General features: G+C 73.2%; 13 protein-coding genes. 6 read left to right on the top strand and 7 right to left on the bottom strand.

Going from position 1 to position 16,268, the window contains the following annotated elements; genetic code table 11:
- Positions 1-27 precede the first annotated feature (27 nt).
- Positions 28-1,329 (bottom strand): ABC transporter substrate-binding protein, encoded by a 1,302-nt coding sequence (locus AC1DUQ_RS04320; RefSeq protein ID WP_477059966.1) that lies wholly within the window; start codon positions 1,327-1,329, stop codon positions 28-30.
- A gap of 288 nt (positions 1,330-1,617) precedes the next feature.
- Between AC1DUQ_RS04320 and AC1DUQ_RS04315 the strand changes: the two genes are divergently transcribed.
- Complete coding sequence (locus tag AC1DUQ_RS04315; RefSeq protein ID WP_477059967.1) at positions 1,618-2,640, top strand: LacI family DNA-binding transcriptional regulator; 1,023 nt, start codon at positions 1,618-1,620, stop codon at positions 2,638-2,640.
- Here the strand turns inward: AC1DUQ_RS04315 and AC1DUQ_RS04310 are convergent.
- Entirely contained in the window at positions 2,637-3,998 is a 1,362-nt protein-coding gene (locus AC1DUQ_RS04310) for a D-arabinono-1,4-lactone oxidase (protein ID WP_477059968.1), read from the bottom strand. The genes AC1DUQ_RS04315 and AC1DUQ_RS04310 overlap by 4 nt on opposite strands.
- A 160-nt stretch (positions 3,999-4,158) precedes the next feature.
- Here AC1DUQ_RS04310 and AC1DUQ_RS04305 point away from each other — a divergent pair, with 160 nt between their 5' ends.
- From AC1DUQ_RS04305 to rlmB, 5 genes are all read left to right on the top strand, one after another.
- On the top strand, positions 4,159-4,809 hold the full coding sequence (locus tag AC1DUQ_RS04305) for a TetR/AcrR family transcriptional regulator (protein ID WP_477059969.1): 651 nt from the start codon (positions 4,159-4,161) through the stop codon (positions 4,807-4,809).
- Between the two features lie 26 nt (positions 4,810-4,835).
- Positions 4,836-6,077: an MFS transporter gene (locus AC1DUQ_RS04300; RefSeq protein ID WP_477059970.1), complete on the top strand. Its 1,242-nt coding sequence runs from the start codon at positions 4,836-4,838 to the stop codon at positions 6,075-6,077.
- Positions 6,074-7,258 carry an alanine racemase gene (locus AC1DUQ_RS04295; RefSeq protein WP_477059971.1) on the top strand — a complete coding sequence of 395 codons (1,185 nt, stop codon included), beginning with the start codon at positions 6,074-6,076 and terminating at the stop codon, positions 7,256-7,258. Before AC1DUQ_RS04300 ends, AC1DUQ_RS04295 begins: the two co-directional genes overlap by 4 nt.
- A gap of 169 nt (positions 7,259-7,427) precedes the next feature.
- Positions 7,428-8,873 (top strand): cysteine--tRNA ligase, encoded by a 1,446-nt coding sequence (gene cysS, locus AC1DUQ_RS04290; protein ID WP_477059972.1) that lies wholly within the window; start codon positions 7,428-7,430, stop codon positions 8,871-8,873.
- A gap of 43 nt (positions 8,874-8,916) precedes the next feature.
- On the top strand, positions 8,917-9,924 hold the full coding sequence (gene rlmB, locus AC1DUQ_RS04285; protein ID WP_477073439.1) for a 23S rRNA (guanosine(2251)-2'-O)-methyltransferase RlmB: 1,008 nt from the start codon (positions 8,917-8,919) through the stop codon (positions 9,922-9,924).
- Positions 9,925-9,937: 13 nt separating this feature from the next.
- Here the strand turns inward: rlmB and AC1DUQ_RS04280 are convergent, their stop codons facing one another.
- The 5 genes from AC1DUQ_RS04280 to AC1DUQ_RS04260 form a co-directional block, all read right to left on the bottom strand.
- Positions 9,938-11,200 carry a DUF4032 domain-containing protein gene (locus tag AC1DUQ_RS04280; protein ID WP_477073438.1) on the bottom strand — a complete coding sequence of 421 codons (1,263 nt, stop codon included), beginning with the start codon at positions 11,198-11,200 and terminating at the stop codon, positions 9,938-9,940.
- Positions 11,201-11,287: 87 nt separating this feature from the next.
- A complete protein-coding gene (locus AC1DUQ_RS04275) occupies positions 11,288-12,415 on the bottom strand; it encodes an ABC transporter ATP-binding protein (RefSeq protein ID WP_421742140.1) in 1,128 nt (375 codons plus the stop codon).
- A gap of 171 nt (positions 12,416-12,586) precedes the next feature.
- Positions 12,587-14,077: an outer membrane protein assembly factor BamB family protein gene (locus AC1DUQ_RS04270; RefSeq protein WP_477059975.1), complete on the bottom strand. Its 1,491-nt coding sequence runs from the start codon at positions 14,075-14,077 to the stop codon at positions 12,587-12,589.
- A 3-nt stretch (positions 14,078-14,080) separates the two neighbouring features.
- Positions 14,081-15,643, bottom strand: coding sequence for an outer membrane protein assembly factor BamB family protein (locus AC1DUQ_RS04265; RefSeq protein ID WP_477073437.1), 1,563 nt, complete (start codon positions 15,641-15,643; stop codon positions 14,081-14,083).
- A 54-nt stretch (positions 15,644-15,697) separates the two neighbouring features.
- Positions 15,698-16,268 (bottom strand): trehalose-phosphatase (locus AC1DUQ_RS04260; RefSeq protein WP_477073436.1); only part of this gene is annotated, 571 nt, incomplete at its 5' end.

Here is a 16,268-nt window from a genome sequence, read left to right as displayed (position 1 = left end):
GCCCTACGGCACCCCACCGGTCACGGGCTACTGCCCGAGCACCGCCGTGATCTCGTCGTTGTCCGCGTCGACGTTCGCCCCGTCGCCGAGGACCGCGCCGCGCACCAGGGTCAGCCAGGGGCTGCTCGGCGCGTTGAACGCCTGCTGGAAGTTGAGCGCGACGGGGGTGTCACCCTGTCCGGCGACCTCGTTGATGGTCACCAGGCGGGGGTCCTTGGCGGCGTACTCGTTGTCCGCGAGGTCGGAGCGCGACACCACGTCGTTGTTCTTGGCCAGCACCTCGACCTGCGCGTCCTCGGACATCATCCAGGACAGGAAGTTCCAGGCCTGGGCCGCGTTCTCGGAGTCCTTGGAGACGCCGATGCCGTCACCGCCGACGAACGTGGAGGCGCCGCCCTCGGGTCCGGGGATGCCGGCGACGCCGACGTCGAAACCGGTGGTCGACGACAGCAGCGTGGCCGGGTAGAACATCAGGCCGACCTTGCCCTCGGTGAAGCCCGCGGTCCACGTCGGACCCGCCTCGTCCTCGGACGACGGGAGCACCGCGCCGGAGTCCCAGAGGTCCTTCCAGGTGGAGTAGATCTCCTTGGCCGTGTCGCTGTTGAGCAGCGACTCGGTGCCGTCCTCGCTCATGACCTGCTCGCCGTCCGCCCAGACCGACGGGAACCAGGTGAACACCAGGCAGCCGCCGCAGTTGAGGCCGGTGGCCGTGCCGTAGGTGTCCGGCTTGTTGAGCGCCTGGACCGCCTTGGCCGCCTCGGCGTACTCGGCCATGTTCGCGGGTGCCTTCTCCGGGTCGAGCCCGGCCTCGGCGAACAGGTCCTTGTTCCAGAACAGCATCGACAGGTCGAGCACGAACGGCAGCACGTGCTCCTTGCCGTCGGCGGTCCCGGCCGCGAGGTGCCCCTTGTTGATCTCGTCCTTGAACTCCAGCCCGTCGATCTGCGTGGTCAGGTCCTGGAACAGGCCCTGTTGCACCCAGTTGGGCACGTAGACGATGTCGGCGGCGAACAGGTCCGGCAGGCCGTCCGAGCCGGCGGCGGCGCCGACCTTGGCGACGTAGTCGTCGTTGGGCACGACGGTCAGCTCGACCTGGTTCTCGTGCGAGTCGTTGTAGGCCTGGACCAGGAGCTTGGCCTGCTTCTCCAGGGGGGCGCGGGTCCAGAGCGTGAGCGTGGTGCCGTCGTCGGTCCCGTCGGGGCCGGCCGTGACGGCCGCACCCTCGTCGCCGTTGTCGTCGGCACTGCTGCACGCCGCCAGGCCGACCAGCAGGCCGGCCGTCACGATCCCGGCGGCCAGGCGGGCCGATCGGGTGCGGGTGATCCTCATGGGCATCTCCTCGTGCTCTTCGTCGAGCGGGTGCCGTCGTCGGCACCGCGGGGGTCCAGGGGCGAAACCCTTGTCGGTGAGCGAGTCCGAGGAGGCGGAACAAGCGGGTCCATCTCGAGCCGACGACGTCATGACGTGCACGTCGACGACGGCCCGAGGAACCGACCGTTTCCCGAAACTCACCGAAAAGGTTTTCTGAACATAGTTGGGCGGGGCTGGCGCGTCAACGGGGTGCGGCAGTTACAGTTCGATCACGAACGGCACGAGGAAGCACGAGGAGGTGGTCCCGTGGCACGCTCAGAACCCGCTCGCGCGGTGACCCTCACGGACGTCGCCCGCCTCGCCGGCGTCTCCGTCGCGACCGCCTCGAAGGCCCTCAACGGCCGCGACCAGGTGAAGGACAGCACTCGCCAGCGCGTGGTCGAGGCCGCGGAACGGCTGTCGTTCACCCCAAACCCGCTGGCCCGTGGCCTGCTCGCCGGCCGCACCGGCACGGTCGGTCTGCTCACCAGCGACCTCGAGGGCCGGTTCGTCATCCCGATCCTCATGGGCGCGGAGGACGCGTTCGGCGCGGGCCAGGTCAACGTGTTCCTCTGCGACGCCCGCGGTGACACCATCCGCGAGCAGTACCACCTGCGGGCCCTGCTCAGCCGGCGCGTGGACGGGCTCATCGTCGTCGGTCGGCAGACCGACCCCCGCCCGTCGCTCGGCCACGACATCCCGGTGCCCGTGGTCTACGCCTACGCGCCCTCCGACGACCCCTCCGACCTGTCGATCACCCCCGACAACGTGAGCGCCGGGCGGCTCGCGGTCGAGCACCTGGTGGCCTGCGGGCGCACCCGGATCGCCCACATCACCGGCGAGCGCGCCTACGCGGCCGCCCGCGACCGCGCCGACGGCGTCCAGGCGGCCCTGCACGCGGCCGGTCTCGAGCTGGTCGGCGACGTCATGTACAGCGAGTGGTCCGAGCGCTGGGGGCGCGACGCCGCCGCGGTGCTGCTGACCCGGCACCCCGAGATCGACGCCGTGCTCTGCGGGTCCGACCAGATCTCCCGCGGCGCGCTCGACACGGCCCGCGACCTCGGCCGGACGGTGCCCGACGACGTCGCGGTCATGGGGTTCGACAACTGGGAGGTGCTGACCACCAACGCCCGCCCGGAGCTGACCAGCATCGACGCCAACCTGCAGCAGCTCGGCCGCACCGCCGCGCAGCGGGTGTTCGCCGCGCTCGACGGTGTCGACATCGGATCGGGTACCGAGTACGTGGCCGGCCGCCTGGTGATCCGCGGCTCGACGGTCGCGCGGCGCTAGGCCGCCCGGGAGGTCGGTGGCCGGTGGTGCCCGAGCAGCCGGTCGAGGTAGGGGTTGCTGAAGACGCCCTCCGGGTCCGCCTCCGCACGGACGCGCTGGGCGTCGGCGAAGCGCGGGTAGAGCTCCCCGAGCCGCTCGGCCTCGAGCCAGTGCATCTTGCCCCAGTGCGGGCGGCCGCCCACCTGGGCGACGATCCGCTCGACCGCGGCGAAGTACCGGGCGAACGGCAGGCGCAGGTACTGGTGCACGGCGACGTACGCGGTCTCGCGCCCGTGCGCCGTCGAGAGCCACAGGTCGTCCGCGGCGGCGAACCGCACCTCGACCGGGAACGGGACGCGCTCGCCGCTGCCCTCGATCCACGCGTCGATCTCCCGCAGCACCGGCACGAGGTCCTCGCGCGGGATCGCGTACTCCATCTCGCGGAACCGCACGCGCCGCGGGGAGACGAAGACCTCGGCGGACGGAGCGGTGTAGCGCCGCGAGGACAGCGCACGCGCAGCGAACTCGTTGATCGAGGCCGTGGTCGACGGGGCGAGGGTGGCGATGCCGTTGGCCACGGAGAACAGGGCGTTGGACAGCAGCTCGTCGTCGACCCAGCCCCGCACCGGGTGCAGCGGGCGCACGTCGTGGTCGGGCACGCGGTTGTTGCGCTTGGTGAGCGCGCGGCGGGTGTGCGGGAACCAGTAGAACTCGAAGTGGTCGTTGCCCTCGACGAGTCCGTCCGGACCGTCCAGCCGCTCGAGGACGTCCTCCAGCGGCCACGGCTCCTCGCGGGCCTCCAGCCGGTACGCGGGCACCACCTCGAGCGTGACGGCCGCGAGCACGCCCACGCTGCCGAGGCCCAGGCGGGCCAGCTCGAACAGCTCGGGGTGCCGGGTGGGGGAGGTCTCGACCACGTCACCGGTCGCTGTCACCAGCCGGGCGCCGACGACCTGCGTCGCGAGCCCGCCGAGCAGGGCGCCGGTGCCGTGCGTTCCCGTCGAGATCGCGCCGGCGATGGACTGCTTGTCGATGTCGCCCAGGTTGCGCATGGCCAGGCCGTGCTCGGCCAGCAGGGTGTTCAGCGCGCCCAACCGGATCCCCGCGCCGACGGTGACGTGCGAAGTACCGTCCGGCCGGGGCGCGACACGCTCGAACGCGTCGAACGCGTCGAGACGGATCTGGACGCCCTCGGTGACCGCGACGGGGGTGAAGGAGTGCCCGCCGCCCACCGCCCGGACGCCGAGCCCGTCGCGAGACCCCTGACGGACCGCTGCGACGAGTTCTCCCAGGTCACGGGGGTGCTGGACGCGGCGGGGCGTCGCGCGCGCGGTGCGGGCCCAGTTCTGCCAGGTGCCAGCGGCCGACGATCGTCCCATACTGGTGAACCATCGTACTGGTCGATTGTCCAAGTCAAGTGCTCAAAGTCCTTGACTATCGTGACAAGTGCTATTGAACTGTGTGGTGGGGGAGGCATTGGCCTCGTCTGCCGGTCGGGGGTGGCCGGTGGGGCCGTCGCCAGAGGGAGGGGACCCTGTCATGAACCGCTTGCCTGTGGCCGAGAGACGCGAGCAGCTGATCGAGGCTGCGCTCGCCGTCGCGAGCCGGGACGGCATCGATGCCGCCACCGTGCGCGCCGTCGCCGCCGAGGCGGGTGTCTCGCTGGGAGTCGTGCACTACTGCTTCCAGGACAAGGACGAGCTCCTCCGCGCCATGGCGCACGCCATCACGACCGCCAACCTCGAGCGGAGCCTCGGCGAGCTCCCCGACCAGGTCGACGACCCGGACACCGTCATCGAGGGTGTGCTGGACGCCCTGTGGACCGGCATCCGGGAGTCCCGCGGACCGCAGCTGCTCAGCTACGAGCTCACCACGTCGTCGCTGCGGCACTCCGAGCTCAACCAGGTCGCCATCGAGCAGTACCGCGGTCAGTGGGCGGCCGCGGAGCAGGTGCTGGACCTCGTCGAGCGGACCGCGCACGTCGGCTGGTCGCTGCCGCGCGGCGACCTCGCGCGCACGGTGGTCGCCGTGATCGACGGGTACTCCCTGGCGTGGCTCGTGGACGGCGACTCGGAGGCTGCGCGCGCGGGGCTGCTGGCCTTCGGCCGGTACTTGTCGACGATGGCGGTGCCCGTCGCGCTCGCACCCGTCGGCGCGGACGCCGGCGACGCCGCCGCGACTCCGGCGTGACCGTTCCCTCGCCGACCGTGCCGACTGTGTCCACGGTGATTCGTCGCGCCCGCGTCGCCACGTCCGCCGGGTTCGCCGCACAAGGCTTCGTCTACGCGGTGCTCCTCACCAGCCTCGAGGGGTTCAAGGACCGGTACGGCCTCGACGACGGGCAGATCACGCTCGTCGTGCTCGGCGTGTGCGTCATGGCTGCGCTCGGCACGCTGGTGGCCGACCGGGTGGCCCGCTCGCGCGGGGGGAGCCGGGTGGTCCTCGGGGCCGGCCTCGTGATCGTCGCGGCGTCCGTCGTGGTCGCTGCCGTGGCGCCTGGCTTCGCCCTGCTGGGCGCCGGCTTCGCGGTCTACGGGGTCGGGCTGGGCATGGTCGACGCCGGCACCAACATGCAGGCCGTGGCGGTCCAGCGCGAGTACGGGCGTTCGCTGCTGACCGGGTTCTACGCCTCGTGGTCGGCGGGCGGCATCGTCGGAGCCGTGCTGGTCGCGGTCACCACCGGCCGCACGCCGACCGATCCCGTGGCGCTCGCTCTGCTGTCGGGGACGCTCGTGGCAGGCCTCGCGGCCGGCTGGGTGCTCCGGGACGCCTGGCGGGGTCGCGGGCCGGCGGGGGTGCACGCGGACGGCGTCGCCCGGCCCGACGAGGCGCTGGCCGTGCCGGTCGGTGCGGGCGAGCGGCCCGTGGTGCCGTGGGGCGCCGTGCTGCTGCTCGGGCTCGGGGTGGTCGCGTACTACGTCGCGGACACGGCGATCTCCACCTGGAGCACCATCTACCTCGGTGACGTGCTGCTCGCGGCCGCATCGTTCGCGCCGCTCGGGTACGCCGCGTACCTCACGACCACGCTGGGCTCCCGGCTGGCCGGCGATCCCCTGGTGCGGCGGTGGGGTCGGGTGATCGTCCTGCGCGTCGCGGCGATCGTCGGTGCCCTGGGGCTGGTGCTCGTCGTCGCCGCACCCGGGCCCTGGGCGGCGCTGGTCGGCTTCGCGGTCGCCGGTGCCGGGCTCGGTGTCATCGCGCCCCTGTGCTTCTCGGCCGCCGGAGCGCTCGCCCCCGGGCACGCCGACGCGGTCGTGGCGCGGCTGAACATCTTCAACTACGTGGGCGCGGTGCTCGGTGGCGTGCTGGTGGGTGCCATCGGCAGCACGTCCTCGCTGCACTACGGCTTCCTCGTCCCGATCGTCCTGGTGGTCGCCGTGGCGGTGCTCGCGGGACGCTTCGGGGTGTCCCACGACGCCGGCACACCGGCCACAGCCGACTCGGGAGCCGGTGCGTGACGCGCACCCTCGGCGACCGCCTCGACGCGGCCACGACCGGCCTCCCCGCGCCCCTCGCGGTGGTGGACCTCGACGCCCTGGACGCCAACGCCGCCGACCTGGTGCGCCGGGCCGGCGGGACCCCGATCCGCGTCGCCAGCAAGTCGGTCCGGGTGCGGCACGTGCTCGAGCGGGTGCTCGCGCTGCCCGGGTTCGCCGGCGTGATGGCCTACTCGGTGCGCGAGGCGCTGTGGCTCGTGGCGCAGGGCGTCGACGACGTGCTGCTGGGCTACCCGAGCGTCGACACCGCGGCGCTCGACGCCCTCGCCGCCGACCCGGTGGCCGCCCGCGCGGTGACTCTCATGGTGGACGACGTCGCGCAGGTCGAGCTGGCCGCCCGCGCCGGGGACGCGCACGGCTCCACGCTGCGCGTCTGCCTCGACGTCGACGCCTCGCTCAAGCTGCGGCTCGGGCCGGTGGTCGCGCACCTGGGCGTGCGGCGCTCCCCGGTGCACACGGCGTCCGACGCGGGGGTGCTGGCTGCGGCGATCGCCCGGCGGTCCGGCGTCGACGTGGTCGGTGTCATGTTCTACGAGGCCCAGGTCGCGGGGCTGCCCGACTCGTCCCCGGCCGTCCGCGCGATCAAGCGCCTGTCCATCCGGGACCTGGCCGTCCGCCGGGCCGCCGTCGTGGACGCGGTGCAGACGGCCGTCGGCCACGAGCTGACCCTGGTGAACTCCGGCGGCTCGGGCTCGGTGGCGTCGAGTGCCGCGGACCCGGTGGTCACGGAGGTCACCGCGGGCTCCGGCCTCTTCGTGCCGACCCTGTTCGACGCCTACCGCTCGTTCACCCCCCGGCCGGCCGCGTTCTTCGGGCTCGACGTGGTGCGCATCCCCGGCCAGGGCTACGCGACCGCGTTCGGCGGCGGCTACATCGCCTCCGGTCCGCCTACCGCGTCCCGCCAGCCCAGGCCCGTGTGGCCGACGGGGCTGGCGCTCACCGGCCGCGAGGGGGCGGGCGAGGTGCAGACGCCGCTGCGGCTGTCCGGCGACGCCGACCTGCGCATCGGGGACCGGGTCTGGTTCCGGCACGCCAAGTCGGGCGAGGTCATGGAGCGCTTCGAGCAGGTGCACCTGGTCCGCGGCACCACGATCGAGTCCACGGTCCCCACCTACCGCGGCGAGCACCGCACCTTCGGCTGAGTCCGGGACGTCCGAGCATCCGGTCGCCCGGGCGCTCGCATCGTCGGACGTCCCGGTGGGTGCAGGCGTAGCGTCCGCAGCTTCGGTCGTCAGGGCGCTCGGATCCGCGGACGTTGGGGCTGGGCGGCGTGTGAAAGGCGCGGGGGTTCCGCGCCGGTAGCCTTGACCGGTGACCCTGCGCCTCTTCGACACCGCGACCCGGACGGTGCGTGACTTCGTCCCGCTCGTGCCGAACGAGGTGGGCATCTACCTGTGCGGGGCCACGGTGCAGGCGCCGCCGCACATCGGGCACCTGCGGTCGGCCATCGCGTTCGACGTGCTGGTCCGCTGGCTGCGCCGCACGGGGCACCGCGTGACGCTGGTGCGCAACGTGACGGACATCGACGACAAGATCCTGGCCAAGGCCGCCGACGCCGGTGAACCGTGGTGGGCGTGGGCGACCGAGAACGAGCGCGCGTTCAGCGCGGCCTACGACGCGCTCGGCGTGCTGCCCCCCAGCCACGAGCCCCGCGCCACCGGCCACGTGCCGGCGATGATCGAGCTCATGGACCGCCTGGTCGAGACCGGCCACGCCTACACGACCGGCCCGGGCGACGTGTGGTTCGACGTCCGCTCCTACCCGGAGTACGGCGCCCTGACCAACCAGCGCGTGGACGACATGGTCCCGGCGCCGGACGGCACCGTCGACGACACCGCCAAGCGCGACCCCCGTGACTTCGCCCTCTGGAAGGCCGCGAAGCCGGGTGAGCCGGAGACGGCCGCCTGGGACACCCCGTTCGGACGCGGTCGGCCCGGCTGGCACCTGGAGTGCTCCGCGATGGCGCAGCGCTACCTCGGCGACACCTTCGACATCCACGGCGGCGGTCTGGACCTGCGGTTCCCGCACCACGAGAACGAGCAGGCCCAGTCCCGCGCGGCCGGCTACGGGTTCGCGCAGTACTGGCTGCACAACGGCTGGGTCACGCAGGGCGGCTCCAAGATGAGCAAGTCGCTCGGCAACGGGCTGCTGGTCACCGTCGTGCTGGCCAAGGAGCGGGCGGCCGTGCTGCGGTACGCGATGACCGCCGTGCAGTACAGCTCGATGCTCGAGTGGACCGACGACACCCTGCGCGAGGCCGAGGCCACCTGGGACCGGCTGGCGGGCTTCGTCGAGCGTGCCGCCGAGAAGGTCGGGGTGGCCGACGACGCCGAGGTGGCCGCGGTCGCCCTGCCCGACGAGTTCGTGGCGGCCATGAACGACGACCTCAACGTGCCGGCCGCGCTCGCGGTGGTGCACGAGCACCTGCGGACCGGCAACTCCGCCCTCGCGCGCGGTGACCTGAGCGAGTCCCGCGACGCGATGGTCGTGCTGCGCGCGATGCTCGACGTGCTCGGCCTCGACCCGGGCGGCAGCCAGTGGCGCGCCCACGGCAGCGACGCCCGGTACGCCCGCGCGCTCGAGGCGGTCGTCGCCGCCGAGCTGGAGGCCCGCGCGCAGGCCCGCGCCGCCCGCGACTTCGCCACGTCCGACGCCATCCGGGACCGCCTCGCCGCGGCCGGCATCGTGGTCGAGGACTCGTCTTCCGGAGCGCGCTGGTCACTCGCCGCGCGCACCGACACAGCAGAGGAGAGCTGAGCCCTCCGGGGCCCCGGCTCGACCACCGAATGGAGAACTGAACATGGCTGGAAACTCCGAGCGTCGGGGGGCTGTCCGCAAGGGCAGCTCCAAGAAGGTCGCGAGCGCGGGCACGGGCGGCAAGAACCGGCGCTCGCYCGAAGGCCGCGGCCCGACGCCGAAGGCCGAGGACCGCGAGTACCACCCCGCGCACAAGGCGAAGCTCGCCGCCGAGCGGCGCGCGGTCGCGGGCACCCGCGGCACGTCCGGTCGCCAGTCGGCCGGGGCGAGCCGCAGCGCTGCCGGGTCCAAGGGCGGTCGCAAGAGCTCGACGCACGAGATCGTCTCCGGACGGAACTCGGTGGTCGAGGCCCTGCGCGCCGGCATCCCGGTGTCCACGGTCTACATCGCCTCGCGGCTCGAGGCCGACGACCGCACCCGCGAGATCATCAGCGCCGCGGGCAACTCGAACTACCCGCTCCTCGAGGTCAGCCGCGCCGAGCTGGACCGCCTGACCGACGGCTCGGTCCACCAGGGTGTCGCCATCCAGGTGCCGCCGTACGCCTACGCGGACGACGACGACCTCCTGGACGCCGCCGCGGAGTCGGACCGTCCGGCGCTCATCGTCGCGCTCGACGGCGTCACCGACCCGCGCAACCTCGGCGCAGTGCTCCGGTCCGCCGGGGCGTTCGGCGCCCACGGCGTCCTCGTGCCCGAGCGGCGCGCGGCCGGCGTCACCGCGTCGGCGTGGAAGGTCTCCGCGGGCGCGGCCGCGCGCGTGCCGGTCGCCCGGGTGACCAACCTGGTGCGCACCCTGCAGAGCCTGAAGTCGGCGGGCGTGTTCGTCGTCGGCCTGGACGGCGGCGGCGACGTGTCGATCACCGACCTGCCCTACGCCACCGACCCGCTCGTGCTCGTCGTCGGCTCCGAGGGCAAGGGCCTGTCGCGCCTGGTCCGCGAGCAGTGCGACGCCATCGCGTCCATCCCGATCACGTCGGCCGTCGAGTCGCTCAACGCCGGCGTCGCCGCGGGCATCGCCCTGTTCGAGGTGTCCCGCCAGCGCGCCGTCTAGGTGAGGGGACGCGTCAGCCGATGAGCTGGTCGCCCTCCGGGATCTCGCCGGGCTGCACGCCGAGGATCGCCTGCTCGTCGGGGCGCGTCGGCAGGATGTTCTTCACGTAGCTCTTCGCCGCGTTCTTCATCGCCACGTCCCGGCCCTGCTGCTCCGACAGGTACCAGCGGTGGTCGAGCAGCTCGTGGTAGATCTGCGCGGGCTCCAGCTTGCCGCGCAGGTCCCGCGGCACGCTGCGGACGGCCGGCTCGAAGATCTCGGTCAGCCAGTCGTGCGCGACGAACGACTCGTCGTCCCGCTGGCGGTCCGTCGCGGCGCGGAACTCGTCGAGGTCGTTGAGCAGGCGGCGCGCCTGGTTCTCCTGCACGTCGAGGCCGGTGAGCCGCATGAGCCGGCGGGAGTGGTGCCCGGCGTCGACGACCTTGGGCTGGATGCGCACGCTGGTGCCGTCGACGTCCGTGGTGATGTCGAGCTCGCCGACGTCGAAGCCGAGGTCGTTGAGCCGGTCGATGCGGGCCTGCACACGCCAGCGGTCGCCGAACGTGAAGGACTCCGACTCGGTCAGGGCGCGCCAGAGCTCGCCGTACCGCTCGGCCAGGGCGTCCCCGATGGCCACGGCGTCGACGTCCTCCTCGAGGAACTCGCCGGCCTGCAGGTCCATGAGCTCGCCGATGATGTTCACGCGGGCGACCTCGAGGTCGTAGCCGCGCTGCCCGTCGGACAGCTTGTCGTGCAGGTCGCCCGTCTCGGCGTCCACCAGGTACGCGGCGAACGTCTCGGCGTCGCGGCGGAACAGGGTGTTCGACAGTGACACGTCGCCCCAGTAGAAGCCGACCAGGTGCAGCCGGACCAGGAGCACGGCGAGCGCGTCGATGAGCCGCGTGGCGGTGTCGGGGCGCAGGGACTGGCTGAACAGCGCGCGGTACGGGAGCGAGAACGACAGGTGCTTGGTGATCAGCAYCGCCTCGAGCCGCTCGCCGTTGACGTCGCTGCGTCCGGTGATGACCCCGACGGGCTCGACGCTCGGGACGTCCAGGCGGCGCAGCTGGCGCAGCAGCTCGTACTCGCGGTACGCCACGGTCTCGCCGATCTCCTTGACCGCGACCACGCGGCCGGACATCTTGGCGAACCGCACGATGTGCCGGGAGATGCCGCGGGGCAGGGCGGCGAGCGTCTCGGCCGGCCACTCCTCCAGCGGGATGTGCCACGGCAGGTCGAGGAGGGCGGGGTCGGGCGAGGCCGCGGTGATCTGCAGGCGCTGCGGCGTCGGGCTCATGGGCCGATCCTCTCAGAGAACCCCGACAGGGAAACGACAGGGCGGCCCCGGCCGAAGCCGGGACCGCCCTGACGGGGACTGCTCAGGTCAGACGGCGATCCGCTCGCCCGAACCTGCGTGGAACAGGTGGGTCTCGCCCTCGCGGATGCGGATGTAGATCGTCTGGCCCTTGGCGGGGACCTCGCGGGGGTCGACACGGACGATGACCTGCGCGTCGCCGGCACCGGAGTGCACCGCGTCCGCGCGGCCGAACTCGTTGGTGAGCGAGCCGTAGACGAACGCGTCGGAGCCGAGCTCCTCGACGATGTTCACGATGACCGGGATGCCGTCCGGCGTGCCCTCGGGCACGACGTCGAGCGACTCGGGACGGAAACCGACGGTGACGTGGTTCTTGTCGTCCTCGGTGAACTGGCCGATGACCGAGCGCTGCACGGCGACGCGGGCGCGGCCCAGGTTGGCGACGCCGTCGAGCACGGGGAACGTGCCGATGTTCATGGCCGGCGAGCCGATGAAGCCGGCGACGAACACGTTGGCCGGGGTGTCGTACATGTCGCGCGGCGTGCCGACCTGCTGCAGGAGGCCGTCCTTGAGGACCGCGATGCGGTCACCCATGGTCAGGGCCTCGGTCTGGTCGTGCGTGACGTAGACGGTGGTGACACCGAGACGACGCTGCAGCGACGCGATCTGCGTACGGGTCTGGACGCGGAGCTTGGCGTCGAGGTTCGACAGCGGCTCGTCCATGAGGAACACCTGGGGCGAACGCACGATGGCGCGGCCCATGGCGACGCGCTGACGCTGGCCACCCGAGAGGGCCTTCGGCTTGCGGTCGAGGTACTGGGACAGGTCGAGGATCTTGGCAGCCTCCTCGACGCGCTGACGGATCTCCGCCTTCGGGGTGCCGGCGATCTTGAGCGCGAAGCCCATGTTGTCGGCGACCGTCATGTGCGGGTACAGCGCGTAGTTCTGGAAGACCATCGCGATGTCGCGGTCCTTCGGCTGGACGTCCGTGACGTCGCGGTCGCCGATGAGGATGCGGCCCGAGTTGACGTCCTCGAGGCCCGCGAGCATGCGGAGCGACGTGGACTTGCCACAACCGGAGGGGCCGACGAGGACGAGGAACTCGCCGTCCTCGATGTGGAGGTCGAGCGAGTCGACAGCGGGGCGCTCAGTGCCCGGGTAGACCCGGGAGGCCTTGTCGAAAGTGACCGTTGCCATGGCTGATCAATCCCTTCACCGGCAGGTACGTGCCGGACGATCCGTAGTGAAGAGTGTCAAGAGTGTCCTCGATGACACGGGCACCGGAAGGAGGGTTGTCCTGCGGTGACCCGGGGTCATCATGCCATACCGGTGTGGACGGTCCACACCCGGAAGTGACACGCACCACGTTCAGCCCAGCACGATCCCCGACCCGTCGCGGAACCGGACCAGCAGCCGGCCGGCGTAGTCGGTGACCTCGTCGATACCCTCCGGATCGCCGGCGGTCAGCCGGGTCAGGTCGACGCTCCGAGCGCGGCGACCGTCGGTGAGCGCGAGCCCGAGCAGCGTGCGGTCGGGGGTGACGACGACCACCAGGGACCCGTCCGTGCCCAGGTAGGCCGGCACGGCGCCCACCGGTACGGACCACCGGACCTCGCCGGTGCGGGCGTCGCGCGCGACGACGTCGGCACCCTCCGCGGTGTGCACGACGCCGTCGACGAGCAGCGGGTCGCCCCGGACGCCCTCGGCGCGCCAGAGCTCGTCGCCCGTGCGGGCGTCGCGGGCCACGAGGGCGACGCCGTCCCAGCCGCCGTCGCCCCCGGTGAGCAGGACGACCCCGGGCGCGGTGCCGTCGTCCACGGACAGCCGGGCGGGCAGCTCGCCCACCGCGACGCGTGCCCCCGCAGCGGTGACCAGAACGCCCGCGGGCACCGCGAAGTTCTGCCAGGGCATCCACACGAGCGTGCCGGAGCGTCCCAGCTCCGCCCAACCGTCCGTCGCGACCGTGACGTCGCCCCGAGGCGACCCGTCGGCGCCGAACAGCCAGGCGTGCCCGCTGTCGGTCAGGAGCACCCGGTCGTCGTCCGCGGCGAGGGCCGGCTCGGAGGGGAACACGTCGTCGCCGATCCGGACCTCGTGGACCTGCGGCACCACGGGCGTGCTGCGCCGCCACAGCACCGACCCCGTGGTGGGGTCCGTCGCGGTGAGCGTCCAGCGCACCCCACCACGACCGTCCTGCGCGGGCGTCGCGCGCACCAGCTGCGAGGCCGTCGTCGACCACAACGAGCCGGGCGGGACCGTCGGGGTGGCGAGCACCGTGCCGGCGACGGGGTCCAGCACCATCAGCGGGGTCACGGCGCCGCCGGACGCGACGGGGGAGACCTCGGCCGCGCAGACCGCCAGCGGCCCGTCGCCCGACCGCACCGTGGTGCACCGCACCCACACCGACGGGAACTCGGAGCGACCTCCCGGCGGCAGTGCGGCGTCGAGCGGGAACGGCACGGACCACCGCCGGTCGCCGGTGGCGGGGTCGATGCCGCGCAGGTCCACCCCGCCCGCACGGTAGTCGGCGCCGACCACCCAGCCGCCCGCGCTGTCGCCGGCGACGAGGGAGCCGACGGCGGGTGTCCACGGCCACAGCACGCCCGGTAGGTCCGCGAGGGGGCGCAGGACGCCGGGCACGTCGGCGAGGTACCGCAGCCGTGCGCGCTCGCGGGCGTCGAGCCACGACTGCACACCGAGCAGGACCAGCACGAGGGCGACGACCGAGGCGGTCACCCGGCCCGCGTGCCGCCGCGCCCGGGAGCGGACCCGCGGCGTGCGGGTCTCGTCGTCACGGTCACGGTGCTCGTCGCGCTCCTCGAGCTCGACTCGCGCGAGATGCCCGACCGGCGCGCTCATCGCTCACCCGAGGACGGCGACCGAGCCGCTGTCCATCCACACGTACAGGCGCGGGTCGTGCCAGCCCGACCGGAAGCCCTGCACGAAGACGGTCGACCGGTCCCCGGCCACCTCCTCGGACAGGTCGGTGCTCCACGCCAGCTCCCCGTCGCGCAGCGAGTAGGCCTCCAGCSTGACGCCGAGCCCGGGGACCAGCAGGTACGTGCCGTCGGTCGACAGCTGGTGCGCCAGGCGCTCGAGCGGGGTCCGCCACAGCACCGCGCCGGTCGTGGCGTCGAGCGCGCGCAGGGAGTCGCTGGTGGCCACGTAGAGCGTCCCGTCCAGCATCAGGGCGGCGACGATGGTCCCGGTCAGGTGCCAGAGGCGCTCGCCCGTGCGAGCGGAGCGGCCGCTGAGCCCGTCGGTGCCGCGCCCGCCCTCGCCGACCGTGAGCACCACGCCCGGCGCGGAGCCGTCGTCGACCGCGAGCCAGCCGGCGGCCTCGTCGACGGGGATCTCGGTCCCGTCCTCCAGCAGCAGGGTGCCCTGGTACAGGTCCGACGACGTCCAGGTGCTCTTGATGAACACGCCCGCCCGAGCGGGCTGCAGCCACGACGCCGGCTCGAGCGGCACGTCCTGCACCAGCTCCCCGTCGGTGGTCAGGACCCAGGCGTGGTTGTCGACGCCCACCACGATCCGGTCGTCGTAGGTCTGCAGGGAGGCTGCGATCGTCCCGGACAGGCCTTCCGGGCCGTCGTCCCGGCTGACGAGCTCGGTCGGTGGGGAGGCCCAGGTCCAGCGGGTGTCGCCGCTGACGAGGTCGGTGGCCGTGACCGACCAGCGCACCGCGTCGGCGTCGTCGGTCACCCGCTCGGCGAGCAGCATCGCGTCGTCCGTGAACGCGAGCCCCGAGCCGCCGTCCACCACGCGCTCGGCCAGCAGCCTGCCGTCGTCCGGGTCGAGGATCCAGACCGAGGACGGGGGGATCCCCTGGACGTCCTCGCCGTACTGCTGCGAGACGCACGCGGCCAGGTGCGCGCCCCCGTGGCGGATCGCGCTGCAGGAGATCCAGAGCTCGGGCGAAGAGCTCGTGGGCGTCGGCTGGGGCGTGGGCAGGTCCACCGGGGTTGCCCAGGCGACGACCCCGGTGTCCGGGTCGAGCCCGACGATCGAGGGGGCGCCGTCGGCGGCCTGGATCCCGCCGACGAGCACGCCGTCGACCATCGCACCCGACTGCAGAGCGGCTGCCAGCTGGGGGTCGGCACGCCAGATCACGCCGATCGACGCGTCGGCCGGCGGCACGACGCCGGGGATGGCCGCGAGCGCGGCGAGGCGTGCGGACTCGCGACGGTCGATGACGAGCTGGGTGACCAGGAGCGTCGCGGCGAGGACCGCGGCGGTCGGCACGAGCGACCGGGCGTGGCGGCGCAGCCAGGTCCGGGCGGCGAGCACGTCGTCGGGCCGCTCCACGGGGGCAGCGTCGTCGAGCGCGACGGCCACGCGCCGCCCCGGCACCCCGGCCGTGGACGACCGCACGGGCTCGTCCACGGTCTCGACGAGCTCGACCTGGTGCATCCGGCCGGGCATGTTCCGCACGCTACGCCTCGGTCGTACGACCGACCACAGGCCGTCGGCGGCGGCTCAGAGCCCGTCGGCAAGCACCGCGAGCGCGGCCACCAGCTCGTCCGGGCCGTCGACGCGGAAGCGCGCCGCCGTCTGTCCGAGACCCACCTTCACGGTCAGGTCGTCGTCGCGGAGCGCCTCGAAGGCGTGCTCGTCGGTGACGTCGTCGCCGGCGTACAGGACCACCGGTGCGCCGAGCTCGTCGCGCAGCGCGGTGAGGGCCTCGCCCTTGCTCGCCCGCAGCACGGAGATCTCGACGACGTCCTTGCCGTGCAGGACCCCGGAGCCGAGCCGCTCCCCGAGCGCGATCGCCTCCTCCTCGGCCGGGCGGGCCACCGAGTCCTCCGCGAGCCGGGTGTGCACGACGACCGCGGTCGGCTTCGTCTCGACCCAGACGCCGTCCCGCCCGCGAGTGATCCGTGCCGCCTCCGCACCCAGCGACGCCAGCCGGTCCGCCTGCTCGTCGGTCAGCCGGACGACGTCGCGGTCGAGGCCGAACGTCGTCACGCGCGCCCGCTCCGCGCCGTGGCTGCCGATGAGGAACGTCCCGGGCGGCACCTGGGCCAGCGTGTGCAGGTCGTGCATGTGG

It is taken from the genome of Cellulomonas sp. P4_B5_2, assembly GCF_056402235.1.
The sequence above is the reverse complement of the archived record's forward strand: the minus strand, read 5'-3'. Positions and strand labels throughout refer to the sequence as shown.